The organism is Lentzea sp. NPDC037011, assembly GCF_055607425.1.
In genome coordinates, this window is the sequence record NZ_JBVJRT010000005.1 from 237,366 (window position 1) to 255,612 (window position 18,247).

At 70.9% G+C, this 18,247-nt stretch carries 20 protein-coding genes; 6 read left to right on the forward strand and 14 right to left on the reverse strand.

Annotated elements, in window-relative coordinates:
* Window positions 1–147 precede the first annotated feature (147 nt).
* Window positions 148–939, forward strand: a complete 792-nt coding sequence (locus ACZ7CH_RS16620) for a TrmH family RNA methyltransferase (protein ID WP_360385583.1) — start codon at window positions 148–150, stop codon at window positions 937–939.
* Here the strand turns inward: ACZ7CH_RS16620 and ACZ7CH_RS16625 are convergent.
* The 3 genes from ACZ7CH_RS16625 to ACZ7CH_RS16635 all read right to left on the reverse strand — a co-directional run bounded on the left by ACZ7CH_RS16625 (window position 936) and on the right by ACZ7CH_RS16635 (window position 5,511).
* Window positions 936–1,547: a DUF2537 domain-containing protein gene (locus ACZ7CH_RS16625; RefSeq protein ID WP_458429539.1), complete on the reverse strand. Its 612-nt coding sequence runs from the start codon at window positions 1,545–1,547 to the stop codon at window positions 936–938. The genes ACZ7CH_RS16620 and ACZ7CH_RS16625 overlap by 4 nt on opposite strands.
* Window positions 1,548–1,900: 353 nt before the next feature.
* Window positions 1,901–3,742, reverse strand: coding sequence for an ABC transporter ATP-binding protein (locus ACZ7CH_RS16630; RefSeq protein WP_470374273.1), 1,842 nt, complete (start codon window positions 3,740–3,742; stop codon window positions 1,901–1,903).
* Window positions 3,739–5,511 carry an ABC transporter ATP-binding protein gene (locus tag ACZ7CH_RS16635; RefSeq protein ID WP_360385589.1) on the reverse strand — a complete coding sequence of 591 codons (1,773 nt, stop codon included), beginning with the start codon at window positions 5,509–5,511 and terminating at the stop codon, window positions 3,739–3,741. Before ACZ7CH_RS16635 ends, ACZ7CH_RS16630 begins: the two co-directional genes overlap by 4 nt.
* Window positions 5,512–5,635: 124 nt before the next feature.
* On the opposite strand from ACZ7CH_RS16635, the gene ACZ7CH_RS16640 reads away from it, so the two are divergent.
* Window positions 5,636–5,860, forward strand: coding sequence for a hypothetical protein (locus ACZ7CH_RS16640; RefSeq protein WP_458429536.1), 225 nt, complete (start codon window positions 5,636–5,638; stop codon window positions 5,858–5,860).
* Here ACZ7CH_RS16640 and ACZ7CH_RS16645 read toward each other — a convergent pair.
* The 6 genes from ACZ7CH_RS16645 to ACZ7CH_RS16670 all read right to left on the reverse strand — a co-directional run bounded on the left by ACZ7CH_RS16645 (window position 5,847) and on the right by ACZ7CH_RS16670 (window position 9,990).
* Window positions 5,847–6,269 (reverse strand): hypothetical protein, encoded by a 423-nt coding sequence (locus ACZ7CH_RS16645; protein WP_360385593.1) that lies wholly within the window; start codon window positions 6,267–6,269, stop codon window positions 5,847–5,849. The two genes, ACZ7CH_RS16640 and ACZ7CH_RS16645, sit on opposite strands and share 14 nt — an antisense overlap.
* A 76-nt stretch (window positions 6,270–6,345) precedes the next feature.
* Window positions 6,346–6,729, reverse strand: a complete 384-nt coding sequence (locus ACZ7CH_RS16650) for a hypothetical protein (RefSeq protein WP_458429535.1) — start codon at window positions 6,727–6,729, stop codon at window positions 6,346–6,348.
* Between the two features lie 64 nt (window positions 6,730–6,793).
* The gene (locus ACZ7CH_RS16655; RefSeq protein WP_470374274.1) at window positions 6,794–7,111 is read right to left on the reverse strand and encodes a hypothetical protein; all 318 of its coding nucleotides are present in this window, start codon (window positions 7,109–7,111) and stop codon (window positions 6,794–6,796) included.
* A 49-nt stretch (window positions 7,112–7,160) separates the two neighbouring features.
* Complete coding sequence (gene sepH / locus ACZ7CH_RS16660; protein WP_360385599.1) at window positions 7,161–8,084, reverse strand: septation protein SepH; 924 nt, start codon at window positions 8,082–8,084, stop codon at window positions 7,161–7,163.
* Window positions 8,085–8,185: 101 nt separating this feature from the next.
* Window positions 8,186–9,334: a sensor histidine kinase gene (locus tag ACZ7CH_RS16665; RefSeq protein ID WP_470374275.1), complete on the reverse strand. Its 1,149-nt coding sequence runs from the start codon at window positions 9,332–9,334 to the stop codon at window positions 8,186–8,188.
* Window positions 9,331–9,990: a response regulator transcription factor gene (locus ACZ7CH_RS16670; RefSeq protein WP_470374276.1), complete on the reverse strand. Its 660-nt coding sequence runs from the start codon at window positions 9,988–9,990 to the stop codon at window positions 9,331–9,333. Before ACZ7CH_RS16670 ends, ACZ7CH_RS16665 begins: the two co-directional genes overlap by 4 nt.
* Before the next feature lie 89 nt (window positions 9,991–10,079).
* Here ACZ7CH_RS16670 and ACZ7CH_RS16675 point away from each other — a divergent pair, with 89 nt between their 5' ends.
* From ACZ7CH_RS16675 to ACZ7CH_RS16690, 4 genes are read left to right on the forward strand one after another with little or no spacing between them, the layout of a single operon-like run.
* Window positions 10,080–10,565 carry a hypothetical protein gene (locus tag ACZ7CH_RS16675; protein WP_470374277.1) on the forward strand — a complete coding sequence of 162 codons (486 nt, stop codon included), beginning with the start codon at window positions 10,080–10,082 and terminating at the stop codon, window positions 10,563–10,565.
* Window positions 10,562–11,614 (forward strand): peptidoglycan-binding protein, encoded by a 1,053-nt coding sequence (locus ACZ7CH_RS16680; RefSeq protein ID WP_470374278.1) that lies wholly within the window; start codon window positions 10,562–10,564, stop codon window positions 11,612–11,614. The genes ACZ7CH_RS16675 and ACZ7CH_RS16680 overlap by 4 nt, the downstream gene beginning before the upstream one ends.
* Window positions 11,611–12,261, forward strand: a complete 651-nt coding sequence (locus tag ACZ7CH_RS16685) for an ABC transporter ATP-binding protein (protein ID WP_360385609.1) — start codon at window positions 11,611–11,613, stop codon at window positions 12,259–12,261. The genes ACZ7CH_RS16680 and ACZ7CH_RS16685 overlap by 4 nt, the downstream gene beginning before the upstream one ends.
* 29 nt (window positions 12,262–12,290) lie before the next feature.
* Entirely contained in the window at window positions 12,291–13,403 is a 1,113-nt protein-coding gene (locus ACZ7CH_RS16690; protein ID WP_360386632.1) for an ABC transporter permease, read from the forward strand.
* Window positions 13,404–13,460: 57 nt separating this feature from the next.
* Here the strand turns inward: ACZ7CH_RS16690 and serC are convergent, their stop codons facing one another.
* The 5 genes from serC to ACZ7CH_RS16715 form a co-directional block, all read right to left on the reverse strand.
* A complete protein-coding gene (gene serC / locus ACZ7CH_RS16695) occupies window positions 13,461–14,588 on the reverse strand; it encodes a phosphoserine transaminase (RefSeq protein ID WP_360385611.1) in 1,128 nt (375 codons plus the stop codon).
* A 239-nt stretch (window positions 14,589–14,827) separates the two neighbouring features.
* Window positions 14,828–15,430, reverse strand: coding sequence for a response regulator transcription factor (locus ACZ7CH_RS16700; protein ID WP_470374279.1), 603 nt, complete (start codon window positions 15,428–15,430; stop codon window positions 14,828–14,830).
* Window positions 15,427–16,482, reverse strand: a complete 1,056-nt coding sequence (locus ACZ7CH_RS16705; RefSeq protein ID WP_360385615.1) for a sensor histidine kinase — start codon at window positions 16,480–16,482, stop codon at window positions 15,427–15,429. Before ACZ7CH_RS16705 ends, ACZ7CH_RS16700 begins: the two co-directional genes overlap by 4 nt.
* Complete coding sequence (locus ACZ7CH_RS16710) at window positions 16,461–17,258, reverse strand: ABC transporter permease (protein WP_470369535.1); 798 nt, start codon at window positions 17,256–17,258, stop codon at window positions 16,461–16,463. The genes ACZ7CH_RS16705 and ACZ7CH_RS16710 overlap by 22 nt, the downstream gene beginning before the upstream one ends.
* The gene (locus ACZ7CH_RS16715; RefSeq protein WP_470369534.1) at window positions 17,255–18,079 is read right to left on the reverse strand and encodes an ABC transporter ATP-binding protein; all 825 of its coding nucleotides are present in this window, start codon (window positions 18,077–18,079) and stop codon (window positions 17,255–17,257) included. Before ACZ7CH_RS16715 ends, ACZ7CH_RS16710 begins: the two co-directional genes overlap by 4 nt.
* Window positions 18,080–18,247: the final 168 nt, after the last annotated feature.

Consider the following 18,247-nt stretch of genomic DNA (forward strand, 5'->3'; position numbering starts at 1 on the left):
GCGGTAACCTCGTTGACATCGCCCAAATCGGTGCTCTCTGTCACGTCGGGGTAACAACCAGCGATCATCCCCTGGTCGGGCGTGCGGCGTTCCGCCCTCCGGACTACCCGGCCTGTTCCACGACGGACCGGGTGCAAAACTTCCCGCGTGGCAACAGTGATCGAGATCAACGACCCCGCGGACCCCCGGCTGGACGACTTCCGCGACCTGTCGACGGCCGACCGCAGGCCCGACCGGCCGGGTGGGCGCGGTCTCGTGATCGCCGAGGGCGTGGTCGTGGTGGAACGTCTGCTGGCCTCCCCGTACCCCGTGCGCGGACTGCTCGGCGTGCGCCGCCGCGTTGAGGCGCTCGACCTCTCTGAGCTGGACGTTCCTGCTTACGTGACGTCAGCGGAGGTTATGGCGTCGGTCGTCGGTTTCCACTTGAACCGCGGTGTGCTGGCCGCCGCCGACCGCGCTCCCGCCGTGGACCTGGACACCCTGACCGACGGCGCCCAGCGCCTCGCCGTCCTGGAGGGCGTCGGCGACCACGAGAACCTCGGCTCGATCTTCCGCAACGCCGCCGCGCTCGGCATCGACGGCGTCGTCCTCGGCCCCGGCTGCAGCGATCCCCTGTACCGCCGCAGCGTGCGCGTCTCGATGGGCCACGTCCTGCGCGTCCCGTTCGCTACCACGGATCAGTGGCCCGTGACGCTGAACATGTTGAGGCAAAAGGGTTATACAGTTGCCGCCCTCACGCCACGCCCCGCTGCCCTGCATCTTGCAGACGCCAATTTGCGCGGCCGCCGCGTCGCCGTCCTCCTCGGCTCGGAGGGCCCCGGCCTCACCGACGAGGCCATCGCCGCGGCCGACCTCGCAGTCCGCATCCCGATGTCGTCCGGCGTGGACTCCCTGAACGTGGCCACCGCCGGCGCCGTCGCCTTCTACGCGCTCCTCTAGAGCAGCGTCAGGATCAGCACGACCCAGGCCACCAGCACCCCGGTGACCACGCCGTAGGACACCCACCGCCACACCGGCACCTTGCGCCCGAGCCACACACTCGGCGCCAAGCCACCCACCACCAGCACGTTGGCGATGAGCGCCAGCCACCGGCTCGTCTCACCCAGCCCGAGCGACAACGACACGACCGTGACCGTGACGATGGCGGCCGTGATGAAGCTGACCGTCAGCCCCGTCCCCCACGGCGTCGGCTCCGGCTCTTCCTCCCGGTCCTCCACCACCGTCTGCACGGCCTGCTCCGCCACCGCCTCCTCGGGCGCGTCGACGCTGACCTGCTCGCCGCTCACCGGGTCCGTGTACCGCACCGGCGTGTTCATGACCGCCGCGAGCCTGCCCGCGAGCTGCTTGCCCCGCCGCGCGACCAGCGCACTGGCCACCCCGTCCGCGGGCGTCTCGGTCCGCACGACGGCATCGGCGACCTTCGCCCACTCGTGCAGTGCCTCGGCCAGATCAGCGCCGAGGGGCAGGCTGTGCGGGTCGACCTCACGCTCGCCGGTCTCGTCCTCCCCGGCGAGCACGGCGCGGCCGTCCCGAACTCGCAACTCCACGAACCCCTCCTCCGGTGGTTACGTCGCAGAACCTATCGGACGGGGGAGGGCGGGGAGAACGATCGACCGCGCTGTTCGACGGAAGCCGGCCGCTTTCCGCCTGGTGACACCGGCGGAGCCGGTTGAGCGAAGCGAGACGGACCGGCATGGTCCGGGCTCAGCCCAGTCCTGGTGGCAACGCGGCAGGCGACGGGCCCACCCCGGCCCTGCTCTCAAGGCGACAGCCGGGGGCTCCTGGCCCACCGCAGGCGACCGCCAAGGCCTTCGAACGCCGCCCGCCAGGCAGCGCCCAGCCGCCGTCGTGGGATCGCGTTCGCGCCAGATCCCCATTGGCGCGAACGCGACCCAGGCCGCTACGCGAGCGAGTCGCGCCAGGCCGTGTGCAGGGCCGCGAACCGGCCCCGCTCACCGATCAGCTCCGCGGGGGAGCCGTCTTCCACCACAATGCCACCGTCCACGACCAGGACGCGGTCGGCGATCAGGACCGTGGACAGGCGGTGGGCGATGATGAACGCGGTCCGGTCGGCCAGGACGGTTTCCAGGGCGGCCTGGACGGCGCGTTCGGTCGGGACGTCCAGCGACGATGTTGCCTCATCGAGGACCAGGACCGCGGGATTTGCCAGGAAGGCGCGCGCGAAGGCGACCATCTGGCGTTGGCCCGCGGAGAGGCGGCCGCCGCGTTTGCGCACGTCGGTGTCGTAGCCGGCGGGAAGGGCTGCGATGAACTCGTGTGCGCCCACCTCCGCTGCCGCCGCCTCGATCTCGGCGCGGGAGGCCTCGGGGCGGCCGAGGGCGATGTTGTCGGCGACCGAGCCGGAGAACAGGAAGTTCTCCTGGGTCACCATCGTCACCGCGCGGCGCAGGTCCTCGTCCGCCAGGGAGCGCAGGTCCACGCCGTCGAGCTGCACGGCGCCCGCCGACGGGTCGTAGAAGCGGGCCACGAGCTTGGCCAGGGTGGTCTTGCCGGCACCGGTCGCGCCGACCAGGGCCACGGTCTGGCCGGCCGGCACGTCCAGCGTGAACTTCGGCAGCACCATCCGCGCGGAACCGGGGTAGGTGAACTCCACGTCGGCGAACCGGACCGCGCCGCGGGCGTGCGGCAGGGCCACCGGGGACGCGGGTTCGGGCACCGACGGTTCCTCCTCCAGGACACCGGAGATCTTCTCCAGCGCGGCCGCGGCCGCGGAGTAGGAGTTCGCGAACATCGCCAGCTCGTCGAACGGGTCGTAGAAGCGGCGCAGGTACAGGGTGAACGCGGCGAGCACGCCCAGCTCCAGCGAACCGGACGTCACCCGGTACGCGCCCCACGCCAGCACCACGGCCAGCGACACGTTGCCGATGACGCGGATCGTCGCGGTGAACGCGGCCATCACGCCCAGCGCGTCGGTGTTCGCGTCGCGGTTCCGGGCGTTCAGGCCCGTCATGATCTGCTCGTTGCGCGGCTGGCGGCGGAACGCCTGCACCGCGCGGATGCCGTTCATCGACTCGACGATCTGCACGATGATCTTGGCGATGGCACCGCGGGTGCCGCGGTAGGCCTCCATCGAACGGCGGCGGAACCAGCGCCAGATCAGGTACGCGGGCAGGAAGCCCGCCAGCACGACCGCGGCCAGCGGTGCGTCGAGCCACAGCAGGACGACCGCGATGCCCACCACGGACAGCGCCGCGTTGAACAGGCTGTCGAGGCCCTCTTCGAGCAGGTCCTGCATCGCGTCGACGTCGCTGGTCAGGCGGGAGATGACCTTGCCGGACGTGTACGACTCGTGGAAGCCGACCGACAGCCGCTGCGAGTGCCGGAAGATCCGTCCGCGCAGGTCGAGCAGCAGGTCCTGGCCGACCCGGCCGGACACCCGCAGGAACGCCCAGCGCAGGAACGTCATCAGCACCGCGCACACCGCGTACCCGGCGACGCACCACACCAGGATCGACGTGCCGCCGTCGACGGCGGCCGGGATGCCCTTGTCGATCGCCGCGGCGATCAGCAGCGGGCCCGCGAGGTTCGCGAGGTTGCCGCCGACGACCGCCGCGACCGCGACCGAGGCGCGGCCGACGTGCGGGCGCAGCAGCGAGCCGAGCAGCCGCCGCGACCGGGCCTGCAACCGCAGCCCCGTCGAGTGCGACAGCTCCTCGATCTCCTCGGCGGCGACGCCGCGCCACTCTTCTTCCCGCTGTTGCTGCACGACCACGTCGCTCACGACGCCACCTCCTCTTCCACCAGTTCGTCGTCCGTGCTGGACAGCAGGCGCCGGTACTCGTCGTTCGTCTCCAGCAGCTCCCGGTGCGACCCGACCGCGGCGATCCGGCCGTCGACCAGCAACGCCACCCGGTCGGCCAGCTGCACCGTGGACGGGCGGTGGGCGACCACCAGCGCCGTCACGCCGTGCAGCACCCGCCGCAGCGCCGCCTCGACCTCGGCCTCGGTGTGCACGTCCAGCGCCGACAGCGGGTCGTCCAGCACCAGCACCGCCGGCCTGCCGACGACCGCGCGCGCCAGCGCCAGCCGCTGCCGCTGCCCACCGGACAGCGACAGCCCCTGCTCACCGATCCGCGTCGCGAGCCCCCACGGCAGCGCGTCCACGAACTCCTCGGCCTTCGCCACCCGCAACGCCTCGCGCACCCGGTCCTCGTCGACGTCCGGCACGCCCAGCGCCACGTTCTCGGTCACCGACGCGGAGAACAGCACCGGCTCCTCGAACGCCGTGCCGACCACTCGCCGCAGCTCCTCCAGCGACAGGTCCCGCACGTCCACGCCGTCGATCGTCACGCGGCCACCGGTCACGTCCGCCAGCCGCGGCACGAGCGCCGTCAGCGTCGTCTTGCCCGACCCGGTCGCGCCGACCAGCGCCAGCGTCTCGCCCGGCCGCAGGTCGAGGTCGACACCGGCGAGCACCTCGCGGCCGTCCTCGAACGCGAAGCGCACGTCCTCGAACCGCACGTGCCCGCGCACCGGTTCCGGCAGCGACACCGGCCGCTCCGGCCCGCTGATCGTCACCTCGACGTCGCGGACCTCCCAGTAGCGCTCGGCGGCAGCCGCAGCCTGGTTCGTCTCGGCGAGCAGCCAGCCGATCGAGTCGATCGGCCACCGCAGGTACGCGCTGACCGCCACCGCCGCCACCAGCGCACCGACGGTGAGCCAGCCGTTCACGATGCCGACCGCGCCGACCGCGAGCATGCCCGCGATGGAGAGCTCCGGCAGCACGATCAGCACCGACCACAGCGCGGCCAGGATCGAGATCTTGTTCAGCTCGGTCCCGCGCAGCTCACGGGCCTGCGCCAGGAACCGCTTCGAGAGCTCCGGGCCGCGCCCGAAGGCCTTCAGCACCCGGATGCCGAGCACCGACTCCTCGACCGTCGTGGTCAGGTCGCCCGCCTGGTCCTGCGCCTTGCGCGCGACGACCTTGAACTTCGCCTCGAAGAAGTACGAGATGACGATCAACGGCAGCGCGCCGCACAACGACACGACGACCAGCCACGGCGACAGGAACGCGATGATCCCCATGCCGATGACGATGACCACGGAGTTGACGATCAGGAACACGATCGCGAACGCCACGAACCGCCTGATGGTGCTCAGGTCGTTCGTGGCGCGGGACAGCAGCTGACCGGACTGCCACCGGTCGTGGAACGAGACCTGCAACCGCTGCAGGTGCCGGTAGAGGTCGGCGCGCATGGCGGCCTCGACCTCGGCGGCGGGTCGCGCCGCGAGCTTGCGCCGCACGTAGAACAGGCCCGCCTCGCCGAGCCCGAGCACCAGCACGCCCAGGATCAGCCACGGCAGGACCGCGGTCTCCTTGTTCTGGATGGGTCCGTCGACGATGCGCTGGGTGAGCAACGGGATGCCGAGCCCACACAGCATCGCGAGCATCGTCGCCGTCAGCACGACGGTCATCCGCGCGCGGTACGGCCGCACGTACGGCCACAACCTCCGCAACGTCCTGATCGTCGTGTTTCGTTGATCGCTCACGCGATGAGCCCCCTCTTGGTGTTCCTCGACAGTACGAAGGAGCACCGACACTCAGCATCCGGTTTTTCGCTGCCCCGACCCTCCCGGCTCGACATAGGTCGAGGTCAAGGGCACGATGACCACCATGACGCGGTTTCTGCGCACCGAGCAGACGATGGCGTTTCCACACGGACGGCTCATCGCCTCACGCGATGGGGTGAACTACGTCCTGGCGCCCGACGGCTGGGACCACCTCGGCGGGCAGCGCCCGAAGCACGCGGCGGTCCTCTCCCGCGAGGAGGCGGAGGACTGGTGCGAGCGCGAGGGCTGGGACCTGCACCTGCTGGACGAGGTGCCTACGCCTTCTTGAACGTGAACAACGCCACGAGCCCGTAGGCCACGGCCGCGAGCAGCGCCTCGGCGTGGTGCCGGTTCGAGAACCACGCGAGCAGCGGCTCGTGCACCTTGAGGTACAGCCCGATGCCGAGCAGCACCGGTCCGAGCAGGATGACCGGCCACACCGGCCGCACCCCGAACACCCACAGCACCGGGCCGGCGAGCACGAGCGACGACACCAGCGCGAGCGGCAGCCCGACCAGCACCAGCAGCAGGAACTCCGACATCGACTGGCTGTCGAGCCACGACTTGAGCACGCCGCCCTCGTAGGCCCACGTCCAGCCGAGCACCAGCCCGGCGCCGACGGCCATCGACAGGACGACGCGCAGCAACAACCGGCGCCCCGCCTTGCCCGTCTTGCCCGCGGTGCTCTGTTCCGTCACGTTGCCACCGTAATCGCTCGTGGGGACCCGAAAAACCTGCCGACGGGTACCCCTGGCAGCGGCCGTCCCACACCTTTCAGCTGTGTGACTCCACGGGACGTCTCGATGTGAAGAGCGCCGCGAGCGCGTAGGCCACGCACGGCACGAGGATCAACGCGGTCTCGGCGTACTGCGGGTGGGCGTGCTTCGAGAACGTCCGCGCCATCACCAGCGACACGACCACCACGACCCACAGCCCGCTGCCGATCCCGGTCGCCCACCAGCCGCGCTCCTGCCGCCCCAGCCGGAACCCGCCGGCGATCAGCACACCGGCCACGAACGTCCAGAACGCGAACAGCACCGGGATCGCCGAGAACACCAGGTAGGCAGGTCCCCTGGACGGCAGCTGGTGCAGCGTCACCAGAAAACCCGCGCCGACGACCGCTCCGGTCACCGCCCCCACGACCACGCGCACCACCATGCGCCCAGGACTACCTGATCAAGCACCTGGTCAGGCCGTTGTGCACGGAACCTCCACAACACCTTCACGACCGCGGCGGGGTGGTGAGCACCGCGGCCAGCGCGAAGAACACGGCGAAGATCGGCACGGCCGCCCAGAAGAACCCGAGCGCGAAGAATACCGTCGTCGCCACGGCCATGACCACCGCAGGCACGGCCAGCCACGGCCGGGCCAGCTTCGCCGCGCGCAGCGCGAGCCACCCCAGCGCCGACGCCACGACCGTGAAGATCGGCACGGTCATGACGGCGGTGCCGAGGCACCCGTAATCGTCCTTCGTGCAGACGGCGCCGGACGCGATGAGTCCGAACACCCCCCACCAGACCAGCCCGAGGAGTGCACCCACTCCGGCAGCCAGCGCGACACGACGTCCCATGACGGCGTCGGCCCTTCAGTCAGCGGTTCGACCGCACGCCGAGTAAAACGTCTTCCCACGACGGCACGATGGGGTGGTTCTTCTTCCCCCTCTTGGGCGGAGCGTCCTTGCGGACCGGCTTCTCCGCCGCGGGTGCCTCTGGTTCCGCCACCGCGGTGGCGGGGGAGTCCGTCGCCTGGGCCGGAACGGGCTCCGGCTCGGGCAGGTCCTCCTGCGCGGGCTTCTCCACCACCGGTGCCGGCGGTGCGGGTGCGACCGGCTCGTCCACCACGGGACCGGGGCCGATGATCACCGGAGCCGCCTCCAGCGCCTGCCGGGCCAGCTGCGTCACCGGCCGCACCGTGCGCAGCGTGCGGTTCGGGTTCGGGTCCATCAGGTCGACCGCGGCCTCGTCCAGCGCCGTGACCGTGCCGCCCTGCGCACCGGGGTGGAACGCCCAGTGCGCGCGGTTGTCCGAACGACCGGTCTTCCAGTGCAGCTGCACGATCCAGCGGCCGTCGTCACCACGCCACGAGTCCCACGACGTGTCGCTCAGGTCGTGGCCGCGCAGCCCGAAGGAGTGCGCGACGACCTCGCCCAGCGTCTGGACGTCCGGCCCGTCCTCGCGCACCGGGTGCGCGCGCTGGGCCATGTCGGCCGTGCGCGACCGCTCCAAGAGCACGGGGTAGGCGAAGCGCTCGACGCGGTGCGTGGGCAGCCCGGCGGCAGCGGCGACCTGCTCGATCGACTCGCCGGCGCGGATGCGGGCCTGGATCTCGCGCGGCCGCATCTGGGCCTCGCCCGACTCGATCTGCATCTGGCCGAGACGGGCCAGGTCACCGCGCAGTGCCGCCCGCAGGCGCTCGTCGGCGGGGAGCTTGAAGCGCTCGCCGCGGTTTTCGGGGTCCTCGAGGATGACGGACTTGCCGTCCTCGTCGAGCCCGATGACTCGCAGCGCTCGCATCGTGGCCTCCCTGAATCTGCACCTCGCCAGCGAAGAACGTTAAGACAACGAGCCGCCAAGAGGTGGGAGACTCGCCGATATCTTTACGTGATCTTGCCAGTTCACGGGCCCTGCCGCACGCCGGTTTCCGGAAGGTTCACCTGGACCACCAGCCCTCCTCCCCCGTTCGGACGAGCTTTCGCCGAGCCGCCGTGCGCCTTCGCCACGGACTGCACGATCGACAGCCCGAGGCCCGATCCGGCCGTGCCCGTGCGGTCGCGCAGACGTCGAAAGGGCTCGAACAAACCGGGTACCGCCTGCGCAGGCACGGTGGGACCGGTGTTCGCGACGACGAGGTCTTGATCAAGCTCTACCGTGACGGACCCGCCCGGCTCGTTGTAGAGCACCGCGTTGCGCACCAGGTTGCCGACGAGCTGGGCAAGTAGGACGGGGTCGCCGTCGACCAGATACCTGCGTGTCCGAACCGCAAACGTGACCTTTTTCTCGGCGGAAAGTGCCGCGCACGCCTCGATTTCGTCCTCCACGACCTCGTCGAGCCACACCAGCTCACGCGTGGTGAGTCCGCGGTCGCTCCGCGCGAGCACCAGCAGCCCGTCGATGAGCTTCTCGCTCCGCTCGTTCGTGTCGAGCAGGTGCGCGCCGAGCCTGCGCGTCTCCTCGGTGACGTCCGGGTCGGCCAGCGCCACCTCGATCAGGGTCCGCTGCACGGCCAGCGGGGTGCGCAGCTCGTGCGAGGCGTTCGCGACGAACCGCTTCTGGCTGTCGAACGACGAGGCGAGCCGGTCGAGCATGCCGTCGAAGGTGTCCGCGAGCTCCTTGAGCTCGTCCGGCGGGCCCTCCAGCTCGATCCGCTGGTCGAGCCGGGTCGCCTCCAGCCGGTGCGCGGTCGTGGTGATCTCGTGCAGCGGCGCCAGCACCCGCCCGGCCACCACCCAGCCCAGCCCGGCGGCCAGCACGGCGGCGACCACCAGCGCGATGGCGGACTGCCACAGCACGGTGCCCATGACGTCGGTCTTGACCGCCGCGGCCGTCATGACCACGGCGTCCGCGGGCAGCCTGGTCACGTCCACCGTCTGCTGCACCGGCTCCAACTCCAGTGGCCGCGTCACCATCCCCTGCGTGGCCAGCGCGACCCCGTCGGCGGGCAGGAACCAGTCGGCGAGCAGCCAGTAGTTCAGCCCGACCAGCGCGACGCCCGCGATCAGGAACACCCCCGCGTACCAGGCCGTCAGCCTGGTCCGCAGCGTCACGGGCCGAACCGGTAGCCGGCACCGGGCACGGTCTCGATGACCTGCGGTGCGCCCAGCTTGCGGCGCAGCGTCATCACCGCCACCCGCACGGCGTTGGTGAACGGGTCGGCGTGCTCGTCCCACGCCTTCTCCAGCAGCTCCTCCGCGCTCACGACGGTGCCCTCCGCCCGCATCAGCACCTCCAGCACCGCGAACTCCTTGGGTGAGAGCGGCAGGAACCGCCCGTCCCGCGACGCCTGGTGCCGCGGCAGGTCCAGCGTCACGCCCGCACGTTCGAGCACCGGCGGCAACGCGGGCCGCGCCCGCCGTCCCAGCGCCTGCACCCGTGCCACCAGCTCGGCGAACGCGAACGGCTTGGTCAGGTAGTCGTCGGCGCCGAGCCCCAGCCCGGCGACCCGGTCGTCCACCTCGGCCGCCGCGGTCAGCATCAGCACCCGCGCCTCACCACCGCGGGCGTGCACGGCCCCGCACACCCGGTCGCCGTGCACCAGCGGCAGGTCCCGGTCGAGCACCACCACGTCGTAGGCGTGCACGCCCACGCGTTCGAGGGCCGCCTCCCCGTCGTAGCAGACGTCGACCGCCATCGAGAACCGGCGCAGGCCCTCGGCGACCGTGTCCGCGAGCAGCCGTTCGTCCTCGACCACCAGCACACGCATGTCGCACAGTCTCCGCGAACGGGGCATAAGCACTGGATAAAGCCTTTCGCTTAACGCCGTCGAATGACGTCCTCCGTAGACCTGTCGCCATGAAGACCACCACCGCTGTGCTGCTGGGGCTGCTCCTCGCGTTGAGCGCCTGCGGGACGGAAGAACAACCGGCCGCCCAGAACGACCAGAAGAGGGGCGACATGGTCGAGTTCGCCCAGTGCATGCGGGAGAACGGCATCAACATGCCGGACCCGCAGGACGACGGCCGCGTCGGCATCGCGATCGGCGGCGAGGACGGCGTCGCACTCGACCAGGACAAGATGAAGACCGCCCACGAGGCCTGCAAGCAGCACCTGCCCAACGGCGGCGAGCTCAAGCCGCCGTCGCCCGAGGAGCAGGACAAGCTGCGCCAGGAGGCGAAGTGCATGCGCGACAGGGGCTACAACTGGCCGGACCCGCAGTTCGAGGGCGGCGGCCCCACCGACACGATCGAGCTCCCCGATCTGGAGAACGACAAGGTCAAGCAGGACATGAAGGACTGCGGCCTCGGTGAGGGCATGGTCGCGGCGAGGCCCGTCGGATGACCCGCCGCGTCAACAGGAAGGTCGTCGTCGCCGCGCTCGTCGCCGCGGTGGTGCTCGGCACCGGCGGGGTCGTGGTCCTCACGAGGGTCGCGGCCGATCAGGCCAACGCCGCACCGCTGCGGAACGACCCGGCGAAGACGGTGCCGGTGAAGCGGACGGACCTCGCCGACCAGCAGCAGCTGACCGGCCAGCTCGGCTTCGGTGCCGAGCGCGGTCTGGCGAGCCGGAAGGGCGGCACCGTCACCGGGCTGCCGAACCAGGGTGCCGTCATCGAGCAGGGCAAGCCGGTGTTCCACGCGGACGCCAAGCCGGTGCCGCTGTTCTACGGTGCGCTGCCGCTCTACCGCGACCTCGAACAGGGCATGTCGAACGGACCCGACGTCAAGGTGGTGGAGGAGAACCTCGCCGCGTTGGGGTACAAGGACTTCGGCACTCCGGATGAGAAGTTCACCTACTACACCGCCACGGCGTTGAAGAAGTGGCAGAAGGCCAACGGCCTGGAGCAGACCGGGAAGCTCGGCACCGGCGACGTCGTCGTCCAGCCGGGCGCCATCCGGGTCGCGGCGCTGACCGCCCAGCTCGGCGCCCCCGCCGGCGGTGACCTGATGAAGGTCACCGGCACCGAACGCGCGGTCACCGTCGAGCTGGACACGGCCAAGCAGCGCCTCGCCAAGCAGGGCGAGAAGGTCGAGCTGTCGATCACCGGCGGCAAGCCCACCACCGGCACGATCACCGGCATCACCCGCACGGCGGGCGACCCCAACCAGGGTCAGAAGGCCAAGATCGTGCTGACGATCTCCGTCGACGACCCCGCTGCCGCGGAAGGCGTCGAGACCGCCAACGTCACGGCGCTGTTCACCGTGGCGAAGAAGCAGGACGTCCTGGCGGTGCCGATCGGCGCGCTGCTCGCGTCGGCCGAGGGCGGCTACGGCGTCGTCACCGACGACGGCAGGACCATCCCGGTCACCGTCGGCATCTTCGCCAAGGGCCAGGTCGAGGTCCAGGGCGACGGCCTGCGCGAGGGCGTGAAGGTGGTGACCACCGAGTGATCACCGTCGACCGCGCGAGCCGCACCTACCCCGGTGGCGTGCAGGCGCTGCGCGACGTCTCCCTGACCGTCGGGGGCGGGGAGATGCTCGCCATCGTGGGACCGTCCGGTTCGGGGAAGTCGACGCTGCTGCACCTGATGGGCACGCTCGACAAGCCCACGACGGGCCGGGTCGAGATCGACGGCCACGACATCTCGTCGTTGTCGGACAACGCGCTCTCGGCGCTGCGGGCCCGCACGATCGGGTTCGTGTTCCAGCAGTTCTTCCTCACGGACGGCTTGTCCGCCATCGAGAACGTGGCCTCCGGCCTCGTCTACGCCGGCGTGCCGCGCTCCAAGCGGCGTTCGATGGCGATGTCCGCACTGGACCGGGTCGGGCTGATCCACCGGGCGCTGCACAAGCCGCACGAGCTCTCCGGTGGTGAACGCCAGCGGGTCGCGATCGCGCGGGCCGTGGTGAACACGCCGAGAATCCTGCTGGCCGACGAACCGACCGGCAACCTGGACACGAAGAACGGCGCGGGCGTGCTGGAGCTGCTGGACAGCCTCAACTCCGACGGCACGACGATCGTGATGATCACCCACGACCGGGACATCGCCGCGTGGGCACCGCGCAGGGTCGAGGTCCGCGACGGGGTGGTCGTGTGATCGACCTGCTGCGCCTCGGGTTCTTCGGCATGAGGACCCGCCCGGTCCGCGCCGTGCTGTCGGCACTGGGCATCGCGATCGGCATCGCCGCCGTCGTCGCGGTCGTCGGCATCCCCGCCTCCAGCGCCGCCGCGTTGCGGGAGGAGATGTCCAGGCTGGGCACCAACCTGCTCACCGCCGCACCCGGCCAGGACTTCTTCGGCCAGGACGCGAAGCTGCCGGAGACCGCGGTGCCGATGGCCAGGCGGATCGGCGCGGTGTCGGCGGCGAGCGCGACGGGCAAGATCTCCGCGAGCGTCCGCAAGAACGACCTGGTGCCCGCCAGCGACACGCTCGGGCTGCAGGTGCAGGCCGCCGAACAGGACCTGCTCGCGGTGCTGCACGCCGAGGTCCGCGCCGGCCGGTGGCTGTCGCCGGGGGAGAAGTCGGTGGTGCTCGGGGGCACCGCGGCCGCGCGCCTGGGCGTGCAGGAGCCCGGTGTGCAGCTGTGGATCGACGGCCAGTGGTTCACCGTGGTCGGCATTCTCGGCCCGCTGCCGCTCTCGCCGGAGATCGACCGTTCGGCGCTGGTCGGCTGGGAGGCGGCCAAGGAGGCGTTCGGGTTCGAGGGCAACGCCGGCACGGTCTACGTGCGCACCACACCCGACCAGGTGGACGACGTCCGCAGGCTGCTCGGCCCGACGCTGAACCCGAAGCAGGCCAACGAGGTCAAGGTGTCGCGGCCCTCGGAGGCGCTGGAAGCGCAGAAGCTCGCGGAGAGCTCCTACAACGCCCTGTTCCTCGGTCTGGGCGGGGTCGCGCTGCTCGTCGGCGGTGTCGGCGTGGCGAACACGATGGTGATCTCGGTGCTGGAACGGCGCAGGGAGATCGGTCTGCGGCGGGCGCTCGGGGCGACCCGGCGGCAGATCCGGTGGCAGTTCCTCACCGAGTCGGTGCTGCTGTCCGGGCTCGGCGGGCTGGTCGGCGTGATCGTGGGTGTCGCGGTCACAGCCGGGTACTCGATCAGCCAGCGGTGGCCGGCGGCACTGCCGTGGCCCGCCCTGCTCGGCGGAGTGGGCGCCGCGATCCTCATCGGCGCGATCTCCGGGCTCTACCCGGCGGTGCGGGCCGCCCGCCAATCCCCCACCGAAGCCCTCGCCTGAACGCACGCGGGGACCTTTCGTACTCTCCGAGAGTACGAAAGCTCCCCGCGTGCGCTGTCAGAGCTGGCCGACGACCCAGTCGATCGCCTGGGTCAGGGTCGTGACATCGCTCGGCTCGATGGCCGGGAACATCGCCACCCGCAGCTGGTTCTTGCCGAGCTTGCGGTACGGCTCCACGTCCACGATCCCGTTGGCGCGCAACACCTTCGCCACGGTGGCGGCGTCGACGTCGTCGGAGAAGTTGATCGTGCCGACGACCTGCGAGCGGTCAGCGGCCTTCTCGACGTACGGCGTGGTGTACGCGGTCTTCTCGGCCCACGAGTAGAGCCGGTCCGACGAGTCCTTGGTGCGCGCGACGGCCCAGTCGAGGCCGCCGTTGCCGTTGATCCAGTCGATCTGGTGCGCCAGCAGGAACAGCGTGGCCACCGACGGCGTGTTGTACGTCTGGTCCTTCGTGGAGTTGTCGAGCGCGGTCGGCAGCGACAGGAACTCCGGCACCCAGCGGTCCTTGAGCTCCTCGACGCGCTCCAGGGCCTTCGGCGACATCAGCGCGAGCCACAGCCCGCCGTCGCTCGCGAAGGACTTCTGCGGCGCGAAGTAATAGACGTCGAAGTCCTCGGCCTTGACCGGCAGACCACCCGCGCCCGACGTGGCGTCGATGGCGATCAGCGCCTGCTCGGAGCCCTCGATGCGGGTGACGGGCATGGCCACACCGGTCGAGGTCTCGTTCTGTGCCCAGCCGACCAGGTCGGCGCCCTCGGCGTAGAACAGCTCCGGCGCCGTGCCCGGCTCGGCCTTGGTGACGAGCGAGTCCTTCAGGAACGGCGCCGTCTGCGTGACCTTCGCGAACTTCGACGAGAACTCACCGTTGGTGAAGTGCTGCGCCGTCTCGCGGACCAGCCCGAAGGACGCCGCGTCCCAGAACGCCGTCGTGCCACCGTTGCCGAGCACGACCTCGTACCCGTCGGGCAGCGCGAACAGCTCGCGCAGACCGGACCGCACCCGGCCCACGAGGTTCTTGACGGGCTTCTGCCGGTGCGACGTCCCGAGCAGGGCCGCACCCTCGGTGGCCAGGGCCTGCACGGCCTCCGGGCGCACCTTGGACGGTCCACAGCCGAAGCGGCCGTCGGACGGCTTGAGGTCGGCGGGCAGCACCAACGAGGTCGGATCGGCGGTCTGGGTCATGTGGTCACGCCTCCGGGGCGGTGAGTCTTCTAACGGACCTGACCGGCGCCGTTGCCGGAGTTCACAGTGTTGCAGGCCGGTGGCCGGCAGGTGACAGGCGGGTGTCCTGGGTCACTGCCGGCAGGCACCCGGCGTGCGATGGGGTTCTTGATCAACTACGATCCGTCACCGCGGTTGACGCAGCGTCGTGAACGGCGGCCCGTTCCACCGGGGTGCCGCGGTCCGGAGAACTCGGCGCGTCACCGCAGCATCCCGCGCTCCATCGCCGTGGTGACCGCCGCGGTCCGGTCGGACACCCCGAGCTTGTTGAACACGCGCAGCAGGTGCGTCTTGACCGTGGCCTCGGAGATGAACAGCGCCCGTCCGATCTCGACGTTCGACAGGCCCTTCGCGACCAGCCGCAGCACCTCGGCCTCCCGCGCCGACAGCGGCGGGGTCCGGACCTGGCCGACGACCTTGGCGACCATCGACGGCGCCAGCACCGTCTCCCCGCGCGCGGCGGCGCGGATCGCGGCGATCAGGTCCTCGGTCGTCGAGTCCTTCAGCAGGTAGCCCGACGCGCCCGCCTCCACCGCGCGGAGGATGTCCGAGTCGGTCTCGTAGGTGGTCAGCACGAGCACGCGCGGACCCGTCCCGACGATCCGGGCGGTCGCGGCCACACCGTCCATCTCCGGCATGCGCAGGTCCATCAGCACGACGTCCGGGAGCAGCGCTGCGGCCCGGGAGATCGCCTCGGCACCGGAACCGGCCTCACCGACCACCTCCAGGTCCGCGGCCACGAGCATGCCGCGCAGGCCCTGCCGCACCACCGGGTGGTCGTCCACCAGCAGTATCCTGATCACAGCGGCACCTCCACGAGCACCGAGGCCCCCTCGTCCGACGACAGGGACAGCCTGCCACCCACCTGCTCCAGCCGGGCGCGCATGCCCCGCAGGCCGAAGCCCTCCGGTGCGTCGCCGAAGCCGCGGCCGTCGTCGCGGACCTCCAGCGACACGCCGTCGGCGTCGAACCGCAGCACGACGTCCACCCGGGACGCACCGGAGTGCCGCAGCACGTTGGTCAGCGCCTCCTGGGCCGTCCGCAGCAGCACCACCTCCACCGACGTCGGCAGCGCGACCGAGTCGCCGATCACCCGGAACGCCGACGGCAGCGCCGCACCGGTCACCAGGCGCCGCAACGCGTCCTCCAGCGACGAACCGTCCAAAGGCGACGGTGCGGTGGAGGCGACCAGTGCCCGTGCCTCGCGCAGGTTCTCCCGTGCCGTGGCCAGTGCCAGCTCCACGTTCGGCTGCGCGCCCTGCAGCAGCGTGATGATCGACGTGAAGCCCTGCGCCAGCGTGTCGTGGATCTCCGCCGACCACCGGGCCCGCTCGGCCTCGATGGTCAGCGCCTCGATGCGGTGCAGCAGCTCACCGCGTTGCGCGTTCTGCCGCGAGATCTGGCTGATCGCCCACCCGAAGGCCTGCGAGAAGCCGATGATCAGCAGCGCGGCCGGCCAGGGCAGCGCGGGCACGGCGCCCGCGGCCCAGGTCAGGATCTGCGGCGTGAACACGAACACCGCCATCGGCAGGAACGCCCACGCGGTCGGCAGCACCATGTAGATCTGCGGCACCAGGCCGAACAGCGCGAAGGTCGCGTTGCCGCTGAACCACACCGCCGGCGCGAACGTGGCGAGCGAGCCGGCGGCGTAGACGAACCCGTGCCAGTCCTCGTGCCCGCGCCGGACCAGCTTGCGGCCGTAGAACAGGAACCACAGCGCGTTCAGTCCCAGCAACCCCGCCGCCGTCAGGCGGTCTGCGAGGGTGTTGTTGTCGATCAGGATGAGGACGAGCGCGGTGGCCTGGGTGACCGCGAAGAGCACGTACCAGGTGATCAGCGACTGCCGTTCGTCCACCTGAAGGTCCGGCTGACCCCCACCAGGCCCACCAGCGTCCACGCCCCGAGCACCAGGGCGGTCCTGCCGAGCTCCCATGATCCCGCCGCCTCCATGACCGCGTAGTTCTCGTCCAGAGCGAACACCGAGCGGAAACCCTGGCACACCCACTTGAGCGGGAAGAACGACCCCACCGTGCGCAGCGACTCTGGCAGCGCCGACTGCATGATGAACACGCCGCTGAGGAACTGCAGCACGATGTAGGGCAGGTTCAGCACGCCCGCCGCGCTGCGGGTCGAGGTCGCGATCGAGCTGAGCGCGACACCGATCAGCGAGCACGAGACGACGCCGAGCACGAACACCCACGCGAACGTGCCCCACTTCGCCGCGGTCGCCGGCAGCTCCAGGTCGAACCGCAGCACGCCCACCGCGACCAGCAGCACCGCCTCGAACAGGCTCGTCACGAAGACCAGGACGATCTTGCCGATGAAGTAGGACGTGAACGGCATCGGCGTGCCGCGCAGGCGCTTGAGGGTGCCGTCCTCGCGGTCGGCCACGACGCTCATGCCGAGCCCGACGAACGAGGTCGAGATGATGCCCGCGCCGATCATGCTGGCGGCGAACATCTGCGCGGCGGCCGGTTCCTTCACGTAGACGGTGCCGAGCAGCAGCATCAGCAGTGCCGGCAACGACACCGTGAAGATGAGGTTCTCCTTCTGCCGGAAGAAGTCCCTCAGCTCGGCCGCACCCCTCGCGAGGCCGAGCCGCAGGGTTCCGGGAAGCACGGCGGTGGTCATTTGATCAGCTCCAGGTAGACGTCCTCCAGCGACGGCCGGGTGACGGTGAGTTCGGCGAGCTCGCCGTGGCGGGACAGCTCGGCGACGGCCTTGGTGGGTTCGGAGGTGCGGATCTCGGTGTAGCCGCTGTCGGACAGCCACCGCACGGTGGCGTCGGCGTGTGCGCGGCCGCCGAGCGTCCGCGGCGTGCCCTCGGCGACGATCCGGCCGCCGGCGAGCACGGCCACGCGGTCGGCGAGCGCCTCTGCCTCGTCGAGGTAGTGCGTGGTCAGCAGGATCGTGGTGCCCTCGGCGGCCAGCAGCCGGACCAGGTCCCAGAACTGGCGGCGCGCCTCCGGGTCGAACCCGGTGGTCGGCTCGTCCAGGAACACGAGCTCCGGCCGCCCGATGATGCCGAGCGCCACGTCCAGCCGACGCCGCTGACCCCCCGACAGCGTGCCGGCGCGGGCCTTGGCCTTCTCGGTGAGCCCGACGAGGTCGATGACCTCCTCCGGGTCACGCGGGTCCGCGTAGTACCCGGCGTAGTGCCGCACGGCCTCGCGGACAGTGAGGTTCGCGGCGTCGCTCGCGCTCTGCAGGACGATGCCGAGCTTCGAGCGCCACACCCGCCCCGCCTTCGCCGGGTCGCCGCCGAGCACGCTCACCTCCCCGGCGTCCCGGTCGCGGTGCCCCTCCAGGATCTCCACGGTCGTGGTCTTGCCGGCCCCGTTCGGCCCGAGGACCGCGAACACCTCACCGCGGGCGACGTCGAGGTCCACCCCGGCCACCGCCCGGTGCCCCCCGTAGGCCTTCTCCAGCCCTCGCACTCGAATCGCGTTCATGCCACAAATCCTGCTTCTCCACCCCCTCCGGCCGGGACGACCGCCCCGCCGACCCCGGTTGTCCACCGGTCGGTGGACACGGCGGCACGCGGGGCCCTTTCGTGCGCTCCTGGTGAACGAAAGCTCCCCGCGTGCGTTCATGTTTCGGCGAGGTTTCCACTGGGCGGT